General features: G+C 62.6%; 11 protein-coding genes and 7 tRNA genes. 13 read left to right on the forward strand and 5 right to left on the reverse strand.

What is annotated here, in order from left to right:
• A partial coding sequence (locus PSELUDRAFT_RS12425) for a VCBS domain-containing protein (protein WP_197693858.1) occupies nucleotides 1-5,074 on the reverse strand: 5,074 nt, incomplete at its 3' end.
• A gap of 227 nt (nucleotides 5,075-5,301) precedes the next feature.
• The gene (gene guaB, locus PSELUDRAFT_RS12430) at nucleotides 5,302-6,765 is read right to left on the reverse strand and encodes an IMP dehydrogenase (RefSeq protein WP_088967143.1); all 1,464 of its coding nucleotides are present in this window, start codon (nucleotides 6,763-6,765) and stop codon (nucleotides 5,302-5,304) included.
• A gap of 137 nt (nucleotides 6,766-6,902) precedes the next feature.
• On the opposite strand from guaB, the gene PSELUDRAFT_RS12435 reads away from it, so the two are divergent.
• From PSELUDRAFT_RS12435 to PSELUDRAFT_RS12490, 12 genes are all read left to right on the forward strand, one after another.
• A complete protein-coding gene (locus PSELUDRAFT_RS12435; protein WP_157725116.1) occupies nucleotides 6,903-7,304 on the forward strand; it encodes a DUF4124 domain-containing protein in 402 nt (133 codons plus the stop codon).
• Nucleotides 7,305-9,104, forward strand: a complete 1,800-nt coding sequence (gene uvrC / locus PSELUDRAFT_RS12440; protein ID WP_088967145.1) for an excinuclease ABC subunit UvrC — start codon at nucleotides 7,305-7,307, stop codon at nucleotides 9,102-9,104.
• Between the two features lie 20 nt (nucleotides 9,105-9,124).
• Complete coding sequence (pgsA, locus tag PSELUDRAFT_RS12445) at nucleotides 9,125-9,706, forward strand: CDP-diacylglycerol--glycerol-3-phosphate 3-phosphatidyltransferase (RefSeq protein ID WP_088967146.1); 582 nt, start codon at nucleotides 9,125-9,127, stop codon at nucleotides 9,704-9,706.
• Between the two features lie 92 nt (nucleotides 9,707-9,798).
• Nucleotides 9,799-9,874 (forward strand) — tRNA-Gly (locus PSELUDRAFT_RS12450).
• A 23-nt stretch (nucleotides 9,875-9,897) separates the two neighbouring features.
• Nucleotides 9,898-9,973, forward strand: a tRNA-Gly gene (locus PSELUDRAFT_RS12455).
• 23 nt (nucleotides 9,974-9,996) lie between these two features.
• A tRNA-Gly gene (locus PSELUDRAFT_RS12460) sits at nucleotides 9,997-10,072 on the forward strand.
• 24 nt (nucleotides 10,073-10,096) lie between these two features.
• A tRNA-Gly gene (locus PSELUDRAFT_RS12465) sits at nucleotides 10,097-10,172 on the forward strand.
• 24 nt (nucleotides 10,173-10,196) lie between these two features.
• A tRNA-Gly gene (locus PSELUDRAFT_RS12470) sits at nucleotides 10,197-10,272 on the forward strand.
• 51 nt (nucleotides 10,273-10,323) lie between these two features.
• A tRNA-Cys gene (locus PSELUDRAFT_RS12475) sits at nucleotides 10,324-10,397 on the forward strand.
• 168 nt (nucleotides 10,398-10,565) lie between these two features.
• Nucleotides 10,566-10,650: transfer RNA gene (locus PSELUDRAFT_RS12480), tRNA-Leu, on the forward strand.
• A 533-nt stretch (nucleotides 10,651-11,183) separates the two neighbouring features.
• Nucleotides 11,184-12,158 carry a quinone oxidoreductase gene (locus PSELUDRAFT_RS12485; RefSeq protein WP_088967147.1) on the forward strand — a complete coding sequence of 325 codons (975 nt, stop codon included), beginning with the start codon at nucleotides 11,184-11,186 and terminating at the stop codon, nucleotides 12,156-12,158.
• Nucleotides 12,155-13,090, forward strand: a complete 936-nt coding sequence (locus PSELUDRAFT_RS12490) for a LysR family transcriptional regulator (protein ID WP_088967148.1) — start codon at nucleotides 12,155-12,157, stop codon at nucleotides 13,088-13,090. Before PSELUDRAFT_RS12485 ends, PSELUDRAFT_RS12490 begins: the two co-directional genes overlap by 4 nt.
• Nucleotides 13,091-13,319: 229 nt before the next feature.
• Here PSELUDRAFT_RS12490 and PSELUDRAFT_RS19940 read toward each other — a convergent pair whose 3' ends face one another.
• The 3 genes from PSELUDRAFT_RS19940 to PSELUDRAFT_RS12500 form a co-directional block, all read right to left on the reverse strand.
• Nucleotides 13,320-13,448 (reverse strand): hypothetical protein, encoded by a 129-nt coding sequence (locus PSELUDRAFT_RS19940; RefSeq protein WP_255374051.1) that lies wholly within the window; start codon nucleotides 13,446-13,448, stop codon nucleotides 13,320-13,322.
• Between the two features lie 94 nt (nucleotides 13,449-13,542).
• Complete coding sequence (locus PSELUDRAFT_RS12495; RefSeq protein WP_088967149.1) at nucleotides 13,543-14,295, reverse strand: ABC transporter substrate-binding protein; 753 nt, start codon at nucleotides 14,293-14,295, stop codon at nucleotides 13,543-13,545.
• 137 nt (nucleotides 14,296-14,432) lie between these two features.
• On the reverse strand, nucleotides 14,433-14,639 hold the full coding sequence (locus tag PSELUDRAFT_RS12500; protein ID WP_088967150.1) for a glycine zipper 2TM domain-containing protein: 207 nt from the start codon (nucleotides 14,637-14,639) through the stop codon (nucleotides 14,433-14,435).
• Nucleotides 14,640-14,818: 179 nt separating this feature from the next.
• Between PSELUDRAFT_RS12500 and PSELUDRAFT_RS12505 the strand changes: the two genes are divergently transcribed.
• Nucleotides 14,819-15,709, forward strand: coding sequence for a dienelactone hydrolase family protein (locus PSELUDRAFT_RS12505; protein WP_088967151.1), 891 nt, complete (start codon nucleotides 14,819-14,821; stop codon nucleotides 15,707-15,709).
• Nucleotides 15,710-15,744: the final 35 nt, after the last annotated feature.

The following is a 15,744-nucleotide window of genomic DNA, read 5'->3' on the forward strand; positions in this document are numbered from 1 at the left end:
TGTCACCGAGCGTCTCGCCGGCGCCCAGCGCATCGACGGCGCCGCTGTCGTGCACGGTGTAGTGCCATTCACCTGTGGTTGTATCGACCGAAGCGGTGCCGTAGGTGGCGGCAGTGCCCTGCAAGGCGAAGCTGTGGCTGTCGCTGGCATCGACATCGCTGTAGGCGATGACACCGCTGGTGCTCCTGCTGCTGTTGTCGTCGCCTTCGGACACCGCGCCATTGGCGGTAGTGTTGGCCGCATCGATCAGCGGGGCGTCGTTGGTGCCGGTGATGGTGACGCTGACCAGCTGATCGACGTAACCGCCATGGTTGTCGCTGACGCGCACGGTGAAGCTGTCGCCGAGGGTTTCGCCGGCGCCCAGCGCATCGACCGCACCGCTGTCGTGTACGGTGTAGTGCCAGGTGCCATCGGCATCCACACTGGCGGTGCCGTAGGCCGCGGCAGTGCCCTGCAGCGCAAAGCTGTGGCTGTCAGTGGCATCGACATCGCTGTAGGCGATGACGCCGCTGGTGCTCCTGCTGCTGTTGTCGTCGCCTTCCGAGACGCCACCGCTGGCGGTGGTGTTGGCCGCATCAATCTGCGGCGCATCGTTGGTGCCGGTGATGGTGACGCTGACCAGCTGGTCGACGTAGCCGCCATGGTTGTCGCTGACGCGCACGGTGAAGCTGTCACCGAGCGTCTCGCCGGCGCCCAGCGCATCGACGGCGCCGCTGTCGTGCACGGTGTAGTGCCATTCACCTGTGGTTGTATCGACCGAAGCCGTACCGTAGGCCGCGGCAGTGCCCTGCAGCGCAAAGCTATGGCTGTCGCTGGCATCGACATCGCTGTAGGCGATGACGCCGCTGGTGCTCCTGCTGCTGTTGTCATCGCCTTCCGAGACGCCGCCGCTGGCAGTGGTGTTGGCCGCATCGATCAGCGGCGCATCGTTGGTGCCGGTGATGGTGACGCTGACCAGCTGATCGACGTAACCGCCATGGTTGTCGCTGACGCGCACGGTGAAGCTGTCGCCGAGCGTCTCGCCGGCGGCCAGCGCATCAACGGCGCCGCTGTCGTGCACGGTGTAGTGCCAGGTGCCATCGGCATCCACACTGGCGCTGCCGTAGGTAGCCGGGGTGCCATGCAAGGCGAAGCTGTGGCTGTCCGTGGCATCGACATCGCTGTAGGCGATGACGCCGCTGGTGCTCCTGCTGCTGCTGCCGTCGTCACCTTCCGAGACGCCGCCGCTGGCGGTGGTGTTGGCCGCATCGATCAGCGGGGCGTCGTTGGTACCGGTGATGGTGACGCTGATCAGCTGGTCGACGAAGCCGCCGTGGTTGTCGCTGACGCGCACGGTGAAGCTGTCGCCGAGGATTTCGCCGGCGCCAAGCGCATCAACGGCGCCGCTGTCGTGCACGGTGTAGTGCCAGGTGCCATCGGCATCGACCGAAGCGGTGCCGTAGGTGGCGGCAGTGCCCTGCAAGGCGAAGCTGTGGCTGTCGCTGGCATCGACATCGCTGTAGGCGATGACACCGCTGGTGCTCCTGCTGCTGTTGTCGTCACCTTCCGAGACGCCGCCGCTGGCAGTGGTGTTGGCCGTATCGATCAGCGGCGCATCGTTGGTGCCGGTGATGGTGACGCTGACCAGCTGGTCGACGAAGCCACCCTGGTTGTCGCTGACGCGCACGGTGAAGCTGTCGCCGAGCGTCTCGCCGGCGGCCAGCGCATCGACCGCGCCGCTGTCGTGCACGGTGTAGTGCCATTCACCTGTGGTTGTATCGACCGAAGCCGTACCGTAGGTGGCGGCAGTGCCCTGCAGCGCAAAGCTGTGGCTGTCAGTGGCATCGACATCGCTGTAGGCGATGACGCCACTGGTGCTCCTGCTGCTGCCGTCGTCACCTTCGGACACCGCGCCGCTGGCGGTAGTGTTGGCCGCATCGATCAGCGGCGCATCGTTGGTGCCGGTGATGGTGACACTGACCAGCTGATCGACGAAGCCGCCGTGGTTGTCGCTGACGCGCACGGTGAAGCTGTCGCCGAGGGTTTCGCCGGCGGCCAGCGCATCGACGGCGCCGCTGTCGCTGACGGTGTAGTGCCAGGTGCCATCGGCATCCACACTGGCGCTGCCGTAGGTAGCCGGGGTGCCATGCAAGGTAAAGCTGTGGCTGTCGCTGGCATCGACATCGCTATAGGCGATGACACCACTGGTGCTCCTACTGCTGTTGTCGTCGCCTTCGGAGACGCCACCGCTGGCAGTGGTGTTGGCCGCATCGATCAGCGGGGCGTCATTGGTGCCGGTGATGGTGACGCTGACCAGCTGATCGACGAAGCCGCCGTGGTTGTCGCTGACGCGGACGGTGAAGCTGTCGCCGAGCGTTTCGCCGGCGCCCAGCGCATCGACGGCGCCGCTGTCGTGCACGGTGTAGTGCCATTCACCTGTGGTTGCATCGACCGAAGCCGTACCGTAGGTGGCGGCAGTGCCCTGCAGCGCAAAGCTGTGGCTGTCGCTGGCATCGACATCGCTGTAGGCGATGACGCCGCTGGTACTCCTGCTGCTGCCGTCGTCGCCTTCCGAGACGCCACCGCTGGCAGTGGTGTTGGCCGTATCGATCAGCGGCGCATCGTTGGTGCCGGTGATGGTGACGCTGACCAGCTGGTCGACGAAGCCACCCTGGTTGTCGCTGACGCGCACGGTGAAGCTGTCGCCGAGCGTCTCGCCGGCGGCCAGCGCATCGACCGCGCCGCTGTCGTGCACGGTGTAGTGCCATTCACCTGTGGTTGTATCGACCGAAGCCGTACCGTAGGTGGCGGCAGTGCCCTGCAGCGCAAAGCTGTGGCTGTCAGTGGCATCGACATCGCTGTAGGCGATGACGCCGCTGGTGCTCCTGCTGCTGTTGTCGTCGCCTTCGGACACCGCGCCATTGGCGGTGGTGTTGGCCGCATCAATCAGCGGCGCGTCGTTGGTGCCGGTGATGGTGACGCTGACCAGCTGGTCGACGTAGCCACCGTGGTTGTCGCTGACGCGGACGGTGAAGCTGTCGCCGAGGGTTTCGCCGGCGCCCAGCGCATCAACGGCGCCGCTGTCGTGCACGGTGTAGTGCCATTCACCCGTAGTCGCATCGACCGAAGCGGTGCCGTAGGTGGCAGCGGTGCCCTGCAGCGCGAAGCTGTGGCTGTCGCTGGCATCGACATCGCTGTAGGCGATGACGCCACTGGTGCTCCTGCTGCTGCCGTCGTCACCTTCGGACACCGCGCCGCTGGCGGTAGTGTTGGCCGCATCGATCAGCGGGGCGTCGTTGGTGCCGAGGATGCTGACGGTAATTACCTGGGCGGTGCCATCGGCGGTCGTGACGGTGAAGCTGTCGGTGTAGGTGGTGCCGGCCACGAACTCGTCGTGGGCGTTGTTCATGGTGTAGTTCCAGTGGCCGCCAGCATCGATGCTGAACTTGCCGTAGCCGTGGTTGCCGTCCACGCTGGTCTGCACCACGAAGGCGGCGGAGCTGTCCACATCGGTAGCACTCAGTGTGCCGCCGGTGCCCTGCGCCACATTGCTTTCGGTCAGGGCTGCCGTACTGGTGCCGGTGATTACTGCGGCGTCGTTGGTGCCGAGGATGCTGACGGTGATTACCTGGGCGGTGCCATCGGCGGTAGTGACGGTGAAACTGTCGGTATAGGTGGTGCCGGCCACGAACTCGTCGTGGGCGTTGTTCATGGTGTAGTTCCAGTGGCCGCCAGCATCGATGCTGAACTTGCCATAGCCGTGGTTACCGTCCACGTTGGTCTGCACCACGAAGGCGGCAGAGCTGTCCACATCGGTGGCACTAAGGGTGCCGCCGGTGCTCTGCGCCACATTGCTCTCGGTCAGGGCTGCCGTACTGGTGCCGGTGATCACTGCGGCGTCGTTGCTGCCGAGGATGCTGACGGTGACTACCTGGGCGGTGCCATCGGCGGTCGTGACGGTGAAGCTGTCGGTGTAGGTGGTGCCGGCCACGAACTCGTCGTGGGCGTTGTTCATGGTGTAGTTCCAGTGGCCGCCAGCATCGATGCTGAACTTGCCGTAGCCGTGGTTACCGTCCACGTTGGTCTGCACCACGAAGGCGGCGGAGCTGTCCACATCGGTAGCGCTAAGGGTGCCGCCGGTGCTCTGCGCCACATTGCTTTCGGTCAGGGCTGCGGTACTGGTGCCGGTGATCACCGCGGCATCGTTGGTGCCGACAATGGTAATGGTGACATTCTGTGTGACCACTGAACCATGCCCATCGTTGATGGTAACCACATAGGTTTCAGTAACGATTTGGCCTCCAGCGAGGTATTGGGCGGCTGCATTGTTCAGGGTGTAAGACCAGTTCACGTTACCGTTGGTGGTGCCGGTGCCTTCGTTCACTGGCGCCAGTACAAAGCTACCCAGCGTGGTGCTGTTACCGGCGGCGGGGGCAAACGAGGCGCTGTGGTGGTCATGGGCGTCCACGTCATGAAAAACGATGCTGCCTGAGGTGTTCAATGTACCGCTTGGGCTGGCGCTGGCGCTGGAGCTGGTGGTCAGCGGAGCATCTTCGGTGACCGTGCCACTGCTGATGCTGGCAGTGCTGAGGGTGACGGCGTCGTTCGCACCGGAAAATACTACCTGTGCCGTTGCCCAGCTGAGCGTGCCGTTACCAAGGCGGATGGCATAGGTAAAGCTGTCCTTCAGTACTTCTCCAACAGACAGCGCCTGCAGACTGGCTTTGAAAGCAGTCGATAAAGTTGCTGAGTCGTAGCCCACCTTACCGTCGGCGGTAATCCAGATTCTTGCGCCATTCGCGCTGTAGTCGGGGGTCGAATCGATGATGCCCCCTTTGTCATCCTGAACCAGCAGGTCTGCCGGGGCGTAGGTTTTGGTTCCGACCGAATCACTGATCCCGTCATCCAGCGACCAGAGCGTTTTCGCATTGCCCCCCAGGTCGTTGGCCATCACATCCAGATACATCACCGCCTGCGTATCTTCAGTGATGGCACTGTTCAGCCCGTTGATCAGCGCGGAGGTGAAGCTGTCATCCTGAGCTTGAGGCGTATTCGAGAACGAGGTGGCAGTTCCACCGCTGCTGGTTGTGGCCATGGTGATTATTCCCCCTGAATGGTCGGCGCGCTTGTATCGATCCGGCAAGCCAATTTGTAAACATCTCGAATAGTAGTTTTCAGGGGAATTAAATCTATTGTCCTTCGGTACACCCCGGTTTTTCCTGGAAAAAGCGGGGCCTATGCGCTATGGGTGGCATTTTCCGGCAGCGCAAAAGCAAAAACCCCGCACCGAGGTGCGGGGTTTTGCGGCCAACCTTGTGAGTCTTAGCGATCCACGTGGTAGTTCGGCGCTTCCTTGGTGATCTGCACGTCGTGCACGTGGGATTCGCGCATGCCGGCGGAGGTAATCTCCACGAAGCCGGCTTTTTCGTGCATTTCGTCGATGGTGCGGCAGCCAAGGTAGCCCATGGAGGAGCGCAGGCCACCCACCAGCTGGTGGATTACCTGGGCGATCGGGCCCTTGTACGGCACGCGGCCTTCGATGCCTTCCGGTACGAACTTGTCGGCGTTGCTGGTGGTGTCCTGGAAGTAGCGGTCGGCGGAGCCCTGGCTCATCGCGCCCAGGCTGCCCATGCCACGGTAGGACTTGTAGGAGCGGCCCTGGTACAGCTCGACTTCGCCCGGTGCTTCCTCGGTGCCGGCAAACATGCCGCCCAGCATCACGGCGTTGCCGCCGGCTGCCAGTGCCTTGGAGATGTCACCGGAGAAGCGGATGCCGCCGTCGGCGATCATCGGCACGCCGGTGCCTTTCAGCGCTTCGGACACGTTGTGGATGGCGGTCAGCTGCGGCACGCCCACACCGGCCACGATACGGGTGGTGCAGATGGAGCCGGGGCCGATGCCCACTTTCACGCCGTCGGCGCCAGCGGCCACCAGGGCGCGGGCAGCGTCGGCAGTGGCGATGTTGCCGCCGATCACGTCAACGTGCGGGAAGTTGGTTTTCACCCACTTCACGCGGTCCAGCACGCCCTGGCTGTGGCCGTGGGCGGTGTCCACCACGATCACGTCCACGCCGGCTGCCACCAGTGCGGCTACGCGCTCGTCGGTGTCGCCGCCGGTGCCTACCGCTGCGCCTACGCGCAGACGGCCCTGGCTGTCCTTGTTGGCGTTCGGGTGTTCGCTGGTCTTGATGATGTCTTTTACGGTGATCAGACCCTTCAGCTCGAAGTCGTCATTGATCACCAGCACGCGCTCCAGGCGGTGCTTGTGCATCAGTTCGCGGGCTTCTTCGATGCTGGCGCCTTCCTTCACGGTTACCAGGCGCTCGCGCGGGGTCATGATGCTGGCAACCGCCTGGTCGAGGCGGGTTTCGAAGCGCAGGTCACGGTTGGTGACGATGCCCACGACTTTGCCGTCCTGCACGACCGGCAGGCCGGAAATCTTGTGCTGACGGGTCAGCAGCACCAGATCGCGCACCAGCATGTCCGGGGCGATGGTGATCGGGTCCTTGACCACGCCGCTTTCATGGCGCTTCACCTTGGAGACTTCCAGTGCCTGCTTTTCGGCCGGCATGTTCTTGTGGATGATGCCGATGCCGCCTTCCTGCGCCATGGCAATGGCCAGGCGGGATTCGGTAACGGTGTCCATCGCAGCGGAAATCAGCGGCAGGTTCAGGCTGATGTTGCGAGTGAGCTTGGTGGAGAGGGTGACGTCGCGCGGCAATACGGAGGAGTGGGCCGGGACGAGGAGGACGTCGTCGAAGGTATAGGCTTTCTCGATAATGCGCATCTTGGCGTTCCTTTGGCGGCAAAAACGCATTATACCGATATGCCTCTTGCAGTGCAAAAAGCCCATTGCCGGTTTCGACTCTGCCGGCCGTACGTATACAATCAAGCTATCGCTATTTAATGAAACGGATAAGCGCCATGGGGATGGGGAACAGGTTGTTGTTGCTGGCTTGTCTGCTGGCTGCGGCTGGCGCCCAGGCGGTGGATGTCTACCGCTGGAAGGATGCCAAAGGCCATATGGTGTATTCCGATACGCCGCCGCCAGGACGCAGCGCCACCAAACTCATTCTGCAGGCCGGTGCGCCACCGGTGGCGGCGGATGCGTCTGCGCCGGCGGGCAAACCGCCGATGGACGGCCAGGCCATCAATGCCAAGGCCAAGGAGCAGAACAAGCGCATCATGGATACCAATTGCCGTACGGCAAGAGAAAACCTGGGCATGGTGAACAAGCCGTTGCCGCCGGGCGCTGCGCCCAGTGCCAGCCGCGATGAAAGCATTCGCCGGGCCCAGGAAGACGTAAAGACCTGGTGCCAGCCATAAATGTCATTACCGTTTGACCCCAAACCGGTGCTGGCCAGCCTGCCTGGCCTGCCCGGCGTGTACCGCATGCTGGATGCCGCCGGCAACGTGCTGTATGTCGGCAAGGCCATCGACCTCAAGAAGCGTGTTAGCTCCTACTTCCAGAAAAGCGACCTCAGCCCGCGCATCCAGCTGATGGTGGTGCAGATCGCCGCCATCGAAACCACGGTAGTGCGCAGCGAAGCCGAAGCGCTGATCCTGGAAAACAACCTGATCAAGGCGCTGGCGCCCAAGTACAACATCCTGTTCCGCGACGACAAGTCGTATCCCTACCTGATGTTGTCCGGCCACACCTATCCGCAGCTGGCGTACTTCCGTGGCGACCCCAAGAAACCCAACCAGTACTTTGGCCCGTACCCGAACGGCTACGCGGTGCGCGAGAGCATCCAGATCCTGCAGAAAGTGTTCCGCCTGCGTACCTGCGAGGACAGTGTGTTCAGCAACCGCTCGCGGCCCTGCCTGCTGTACCAGATCAAGCGCTGCACCGCGCCGTGCACCGGCGAGATCACACCGGAGCAGTATCGCGAGGATGTGCGCCGCGCGGTGACCTTCCTGCAGGGCAAGCAGAACGAACTGATCGACGAGCTGACCGAGCGCATGTTGGCCGCATCGGAAAACCTGGATTTCGAACGTGCCGCCGAGCTGCGCGACCAGATTCAGGCGCTGTCTCGGGTGCAGGAAAAGCAGTTCGTGTCCAGTAATGCCAGCCAGCTGGATGCCGACGTAGTGGCCATCGCCAGCGAAGCCGGCCAGGTGTGCGTCAACCTGGTGATGATCCGCGGCGGCCGCCACCTGGGCGACAAGAGCTTCTTCCCCAGCAATGCCGACGACACGCTTGCGGCCAACCTTGAGGCTTTCCTGGCCCAGCATTACCTGGGCGCAGCGTTGCCGTCGGTGATCATCCACAACGAGGAAGTGTCGCCGGAGCTGCAGCAGCTGCTGATCGAGCAGGCGCAGAAGCGGCTGGCCTTTGTCGGCAACCCCATCGGCGAGCGCCGGGTGTGGCTGGAAATGGCCGAGAAGAATGCGCGCATCGCCATAGGCCAGCGCCTGCTGAGCGCCGCCAGCCAGACCGCCAGGTTGGCCGCATTGGCCGAGCTGATGGAAGTGGACGAGATTGCGCGGCTGGAGTGTTTCGACATCAGCCACACCATGGGCGAGGCCACGGTGGCGTCCTGCGTGGTGTACGACCGCGGCGGCATGCAGCCGTCGGAATATCGCCGCTTCAATATCGAAACCGCGGCGGCAGGCGACGACTACGCCGCCATGCGCGAGGCGCTGACCCGGCGCTACACCCGGCTGGCCTCCGGCGACGGCAAGCTGCCGGACGTGCTGCTGATCGACGGTGGCAAGGGGCAGGTGGGTGTGGCGCTGGAAGTGCTGGCCGAAGTGGGGGTGGATGTGCCCATCGTCGGCGTGGCCAAGGGCGAGGAGCGCAAGCCGGGGCTGGAAACACTGATCGTGCCGCACCTGCAAAAAACGCTACAATTGCCGCGCGATCACGCCGCCCTGCACCTGATCCAGACGGTGCGCGACGAAGCGCACCGTTTCGCCATTACCGGCCACCGGGCACGGCGGGCCAAGGCGCGCACGCAGTCCACGCTGGAGGACATTCCCGGCGTGGGGCCAACGCGGCGCCAGCGGCTGCTGACCCGTTTTGGCGGTCTGCGCGGCGTGGTGGCCGCCAGTATCGACGACCTGGCGCAAGTAGACGGCATCAGCCGCGCGCTGGCCGAGAAAATCCATAATGCCCTGCATTAGATAACAAGAAACCCCGACACATGCCCTTCAATTTGCCGATTCTGCTTACCTGGCTGCGCGTGGCGCTGATTCCCGTCTGCGTCGCCGTGTTCTTTTTACCGGACAGCGTGTTGATAGAGCATCACCGCAACAGCCTGGGGGCTTTCATCTTTGCGCTGGCGGCGGTAACCGACTGGCTGGATGGCTACCTGGCACGCCGGCTGGGGCAGACCTCGGCGTTCGGCGCCTTCCTCGACCCGGTGGCGGACAAGCTGATCGTGGCCGCCGCGCTGATCCTGCTGGTGGAGCTGGCACGTACGCCGGGCTGGATGGCGATGATCATCATCGGTCGCGAGATCACCATTTCGGCCTTGCGTGAATGGATGGCGGGCATGGGCAGCCGCAGCAGCGTGGCCGTTGCCTATATCGGCAAGCTCAAAACCAGTGCACAGATGCTGGCCATTCTGTTGCTGCTGTACGATGGCCCGCTGTTGTCGGGCATCATGACGCGCGAGCTCGGCAATCTTTGCATGTATGTCGCTGTAATTTTGACTTTGTGGTCAATGGTTTATTATTTGCAGATGGCGGCGCGGGAATTTTCGGGCAAAAAAATTGATGTTTGAGCGTTGACAAGCCTGAATCCATCATTATAATTCGCCTTCTCTTAACGACGCAGACGCAGCAGCGAAAGCGAAGTTGTCGAGAAAACGGTTTTGCGGGAATAGCTCAGTTGGTAGAGCGCAACCTTGCCAAGGTTGAGGTCGCGAGTTCGAGCCTCGTTTCCCGCTCCAGAAAACCAAGCAGTATATGCGACGCGGGAATAGCTCAGTTGGTAGAGCGCAACCTTGCCAAGGTTGAGGTCGCGAGTTCGAGCCTCGTTTCCCGCTCCACAAACTGTAGCAGTACATGCGACGCGGGAATAGCTCAGTTGGTAGAGCGCAACCTTGCCAAGGTTGAGGTCGCGAGTTCGAGCCTCGTTTCCCGCTCCAAAAATTCAAGCAGTATTATGCGATGCGGGAATAGCTCAGTTGGTAGAGCGCAACCTTGCCAAGGTTGAGGTCGCGAGTTCGAGCCTCGTTTCCCGCTCCACAAAACTGCAGCAGTACATGCGACGCGGGAATAGCTCAGTTGGTAGAGCGCAACCTTGCCAAGGTTGAGGTCGCGAGTTCGAGCCTCGTTTCCCGCTCCAAAGATTGTTCAAATTGTTTGAATGATGTAAACTTCAGGCAATAAGTTTTACGGCGCGGTAGCAAAGCGGTTATGCACCGGATTGCAAATCCGTGTAGGTCGGTTCGACTCCGGCCCGCGCCTCCAACAGAAAGCCCCGGTAGATGAAAATCTGCCGGGGTTTTTGCTTTACGGGCGCAGCTTTCCCGCTTGCTGGCAAATGCTGCCGGCAGATGTCCGGCAGGGCAGTTTTGCCGCTGATGTCCGATTGTCCGGGGCCGCGCTTTCGGCTAGAATCGCCCCCCTGTTCTGTTTGCCCCGGTGGTGAAATTGGTAGACACAAGGGACTTAAAATCCCTCGCCTTCGGGTGTGCCGGTTCGACCCCGGCCCGGGGCACCACGGCTTTTGCCGCAACAGCACAGACAAAAAACCCGCACGCATCAAGCGCTGCGGGTTTTTTGCGTTCTGACGGGTGTGATGTGGTTCTATGACATCCACGAAGTTGCGGGGGATGCACAGGGGCGTCGGCGATGGTGTATGGGTGATATGCCCCCAATGTCACTGCATTGGTGATGAGGAGGGCTTATGCCCCCTGACTGCTCTTCAAGTGCAGCAAGCTGCGCTACGTGAAGAGGGAAAGCCCAAAAAGCTTGCGGATGGCTACGGGATGTCCCTGGAACTGATGCCGAATGGGGCAAAGCCCTGGCGCTAAATTATCGATTTGCAGGTTAAGGAGACGCGACTCGCCTTGGGGGCTTGCCCAGAGCTTGCTCTCTATCTTCATCAGGCCCCACAGCTTGGCCTTGTTTGGCCAATTGCTGCAGCTTGTGCATTAATTAACTGCAAAAGTATCGTATTGCTCAGGCAGGGATGCATTTCCATAATCTAGGTCAGCATGTGCGAAGGCATGGTCTGTCCTAAAGGAGATGTAAATGGTTGCAGTTATCCGTCTTGAGCAGCATGGCAGCCCCGATGTCTTGCAGATACAGGAAGCAAACCCTGCCACCCCTGGGGCGGGCGAGGTGTGGATCGAGCAAGCCGCCATTGGCGTGAACTACCTGGATGTGATGCAGCGTAATGGCTCGGTGCCAATCCCGCTGCCATCCGGCCTGGGGCTGGAAGGCGCCGGCCACGTTACCGCCGTGGGGGCCGGGGTAAGCAATGTCCAGCCTGGCGACCGCGTGGCTTATGCCACCGGCCCGCTGGGGGCTTATGCCAGTGGCCGGATCTACCCTGCCGAGCGACTGGTCAAGTTGCCGGACAACCTGTCCTGTGAAGATGCGGCGGCCATCCTGTTCAAGGGCATCACCGCGCAGTACCTGCTCACAAGCACCTATCCGGTAGGGCCGGGCACCAGCATCCTGCTCTACGGCGTGGCCGGCGGTGTGGGTGCCATCATGGCGCAGTGGGCCAGGCAGCTGGGGGCATGCGTGATCGGCGTGGTGTCGAAGGCGGCCAGCGTGGCCAAGGCGGAGGCGCTGGGCTGCGACGCGGTGCTGGTCTTTGATCCGGCCACACTGGCCGCCGAGGTTGGCCGCATCACGCACGGCCGCATGGTGGATGTGGTGTACGACCCGATTGGTCGCATCTCGTTTGAGGCCTCGCTGAACAGCTTATGCCCACGCGGGCTGATGGTGTCGTTCGGGGCATCATCCGGTGTACCGGCTGCGGTCGAGCTGGCCACGCTGAATGCCAAAGGCTCGCTGTTTCTCACCCGACCATCACTGGCCGCGCATACGGCCAACGTTGCGGAGTACCAGCAACGCGCGCAAGACGTGCTGAACGCCGTGAGCAGCGGCGTGATCACCCCGCATATCTGGGGGCGTTACGCCCTGGCCGATGTGGCCACCGCCCATGCCGATCTCGAAGCCGGGCGTGCCTCCGGCAGCATTATCCTGCAGCCATGATGTACGACGCATTCGACAATCAACATAGCGACGAAATCGCCGCCCTGCTGGCGGTGGCATCCGAAGGCTCGTTCGTGGCCGCCGGACGCCTGCTGCAGCGCCATCCGACCGTGGTGTCCAAACGGGTGGCCGCCATGGAGGCGCGGCTGGGCATCCGGCTGATAGAACGCACCACCCGGCAGGTCCGCCTGACGGATGCCGGCATGCAACTGACACAGAAGCTGCGCACGGCCATCAACCTGATTACCGAGGCCGAGCAAGAGGCATCGGCTGGTGCAGCGGAAGTGCGTGGCACCTTGCGGCTTGCCTTGCCGGCCGCCATGGGGCGGCAATGGCTGGCGCCGCTGATGCCCGCGTTTCTGGTGGCCTATCCGCAGGTGTCCATCGTGGCCGATTACAGCGAACGCTTTGTGGACATCATTGCCGAAGGTTTCGATCTGGCCATTCGCATGGGGGAGCTGCACGACAGCCGGCTGATCGCCAAAAAGCTTGGTGATCACCGCCGTATCCTGTGTGCCTCCCCGGCATACATCGCCGCCCATGGCTTGCCGGGCAGCCCCCAGGCGCTGGCGCAGCACAACTGCTTGCGCTTCAGCGGCTTTGCCACGTTTCCGCAATGGCGTCTGAGCAATGGGAGCCAGCAGCAAACGGTGCTGGTAGCAGGCTCGATGACCAGCAATGACAGCGAGGCCCTGCTGGCTGCCGCCTGTGCCGGGAGCGGCATTCTGGCTGCCGGCGAGTGGCTGATGAGCCGCGACATCGCTGCTGGCAAGCTGGTACGGGTGCTGCCGGACTGGCAACTGGATGCCCCGGGCGGCATCTACCTGGTGCGCCCATCGGCCAGGTTTGCCGCCGCCAGCACACTGGCGTTCAAAGCCTGGATCGAGGAGCGATTCCGTACCGGACTCCCCTGGCAAATCGGGGGGAATTGAGATACTGCAGCCAGGAAATGACGCCCACCCGTACCGGGGCGTGGCGTTGTCGGTAACGTCATCGTGCCTGGCGGACTGCTCTCTGCTTTTGATTGCTATGGCCTGAAGGCGGCAGATCACCGCAACAACACAGACAAAAAACCCGCACGCATCAGGCGTTGCGGGTTTTTTGCTGGCAATGTGCTTGCGGCCAACCCTGGCCGCGGCAGGATTGCTAGTGGGGCACTATCTAGTGGGGAACGATGATGGGCGGCAGACTGGCGGCCTGTTTCTTCATGTGTTTGGCGTTCCGCTTTTCCTTGAACGTGTGCGTGGCCGGTTTCTTGGCCTCCTTGGTACTGTGTCTGGTCTTGCTCATGATGCGACTCCTTGGCGAAGCAGCGGCTGAGTGTCGCGGCTTATCGCCAGTATAGGCATTGCCGACCGTGATGCCGCCCGAATCGCGCCTGACGCTAGTCCACGCCCAACTGCTGGCGGAAGTCGTTGAGAATGCGCTGGTAACGGCCGTTCTTGTGCAGTGTCTGCAGGCCGGCTTCGAATTTTCGCGCCATGCTGGCGCCATCCGGGTTGCGGCGCGAGAACGCTAGCCAGAAGGCATCCACGCCGACCACGCCCAGCCTTCCCACCTTGTCCCGGGCCGGAGGGTTCTTGTTGAGCTGCATGAGGCCGGGCAGGGTATTCATCAGGATGTAATCCACCTGGTGGGCCAGCAGCATGTCAATGAGTTGTTCGTCCTTGGCTGCGGTGATCTTGCGGATGTCGCTATCGGCAGTGAAGCTGGAGGGGTAGGTGTAGCCTTGGGTAAGGCCTACCGTATGGCCGTGCAGTGTGGCCTGGGTGACGGTGCTGCTCTGGTCGGTGACCAGGCCGAAAATGGCGGCTTCTTCATAAAACAGCGGCGTGCGGTGCCAGATGTATTTGCTGCGGTTGTCGGCGGTGATGGAGACATCGAAGCAGCCGACGACACTGCCGGTTTCCGCCATTTTCAGGCACTGCGAAAACGGCACGGTGACAAACCGCGTGTTGATATCCTGGCTGGCAAAGGCTTCGCGTACCAGCAGCGGGGTCAGTCCCTGCGGTGCATTGCTGCCGGTCCTGCCGTAGGAGTAGGGCGGCCAGTCGTCCTCTGCCGCGATGACGATGGTTTTTGCCTGGGCGATGCTTGTCGCCAGGCAAAGCAGCAGAGCGAGGACACGATCGATCATGATGAAAGCCCCTGTTATGGTCGGCCGACTATATCGTTATCTAATAACAAATTTAAGGTATGTTTACCGATATTGAGTATTACATGGGCAGCAAAAAACCGGGGCAAGCCCCGGTTTTTTGTTGTCGGGCGGGAGCGCTACCTCCCGCCATGGCCGATAACGCCACCGATGGCGGCACCGCCCACGGTGCCGATACCGCTGCCATTAGTCAGAATGGAACCGGCGACACCGCCGATGGCTGCACCGATAGCGGTATTCTGCTGGCGCTGGGTCATGCCGGCGCAACCGGCGAGGGAAGTCAGGATCAAGGTAATGAAGATACTGCGGCTCATGGATGTTTTCATGTTGGGGCTCCTTCACAGGGCCGACGACAGAGGCCGGCATACATGCTCCACGGTCTTTGTGAGACTCCATGCCTTGCGCCCGGGTTCCATGGCAATGGCCGTCATGTTGCCTACAATGATGGCGTAATGCCGGCATTTGCCTGTCGGCGGCGGGCATCAGCAGCAGGAAAGGGGTGGCGATGAAGGACGCAGCAACACGCCCGGCGGTGGCGCAGGACGTTATCCGGCTTTACGACGAATACACCCACCAGCCGCTGTCGCGCCGGGTTTTCCTGCGCCGCCTGGTGCGCCTGCTGGGCAGCTCTGCCGCGGCCTATGCGGTGCTGCCGCTGCTGGAAAACAACTATGCGCATGCCGACCTGATCGCCCCCGGCGACCCGCGGCTGCAGGCTGGCGATGTGCATTTTGGCAGTCTGGGCGCGGCGCCGTTGAGCGGCTACCTGGTGCAGCCGCAGGGGCAGGCCGCCAAATCCCTGCCGGGCGTGGTGGTGGTGCACGAAAACCGCGGCCTGAACCCGCATATCTGCGATGTTGCCCGCCGGCTGGCGCTGGCCGGCTTCCTGGTGTTGGCGCCGGACTACCTGTCGCCGCAAGGCGGCACGCCGCTGAATGAGGATCAGGCCCGCGACATGTTCGACAAACTGGACGCGGCCACCACCCGCGAGGTGGCCAGCCAGGCTTTCGGCTACCTGCGTACCGCCGGCAACGGCAGGGTGGGTGCGGTGGGATTCTGCTGGGGCGGAGGGCAGGTCGGGCAGATGGCGGTGCAGTTGCCGGATCTGGCCGCTGCCGTGCTGTATTACGGCAACCAGCCGGCAGCAGCAGAGGTTGGCCGCATCCAGGCGCCGCTGCTGTTGCACTATGCCGGGCTGGACGAACGCATCAATGCCGGCATCCCGGCGTTCGAGGCGGCGCTGAAGGAGGCCGGAACCAGCTACCGGCTCTATGTCTACCCGGGGGTGAACCACGCCTTCAACAACGATACCAATGCCGCACGCTACGACCAGGGTGCGGCCAACCTTGCCTGGCAGCGCACGCTGGAGTTCCTGCATCAGTACTTGTCGCCGTAAACGCAGCAATGCCCCGGTGCTCAGGCCGGGGCATG

The sequence above is a fragment of the Vogesella sp. LIG4 genome (assembly GCF_900090205.1).
Classification (GTDB): domain Bacteria; phylum Pseudomonadota; class Gammaproteobacteria; order Burkholderiales; family Chromobacteriaceae; genus Vogesella.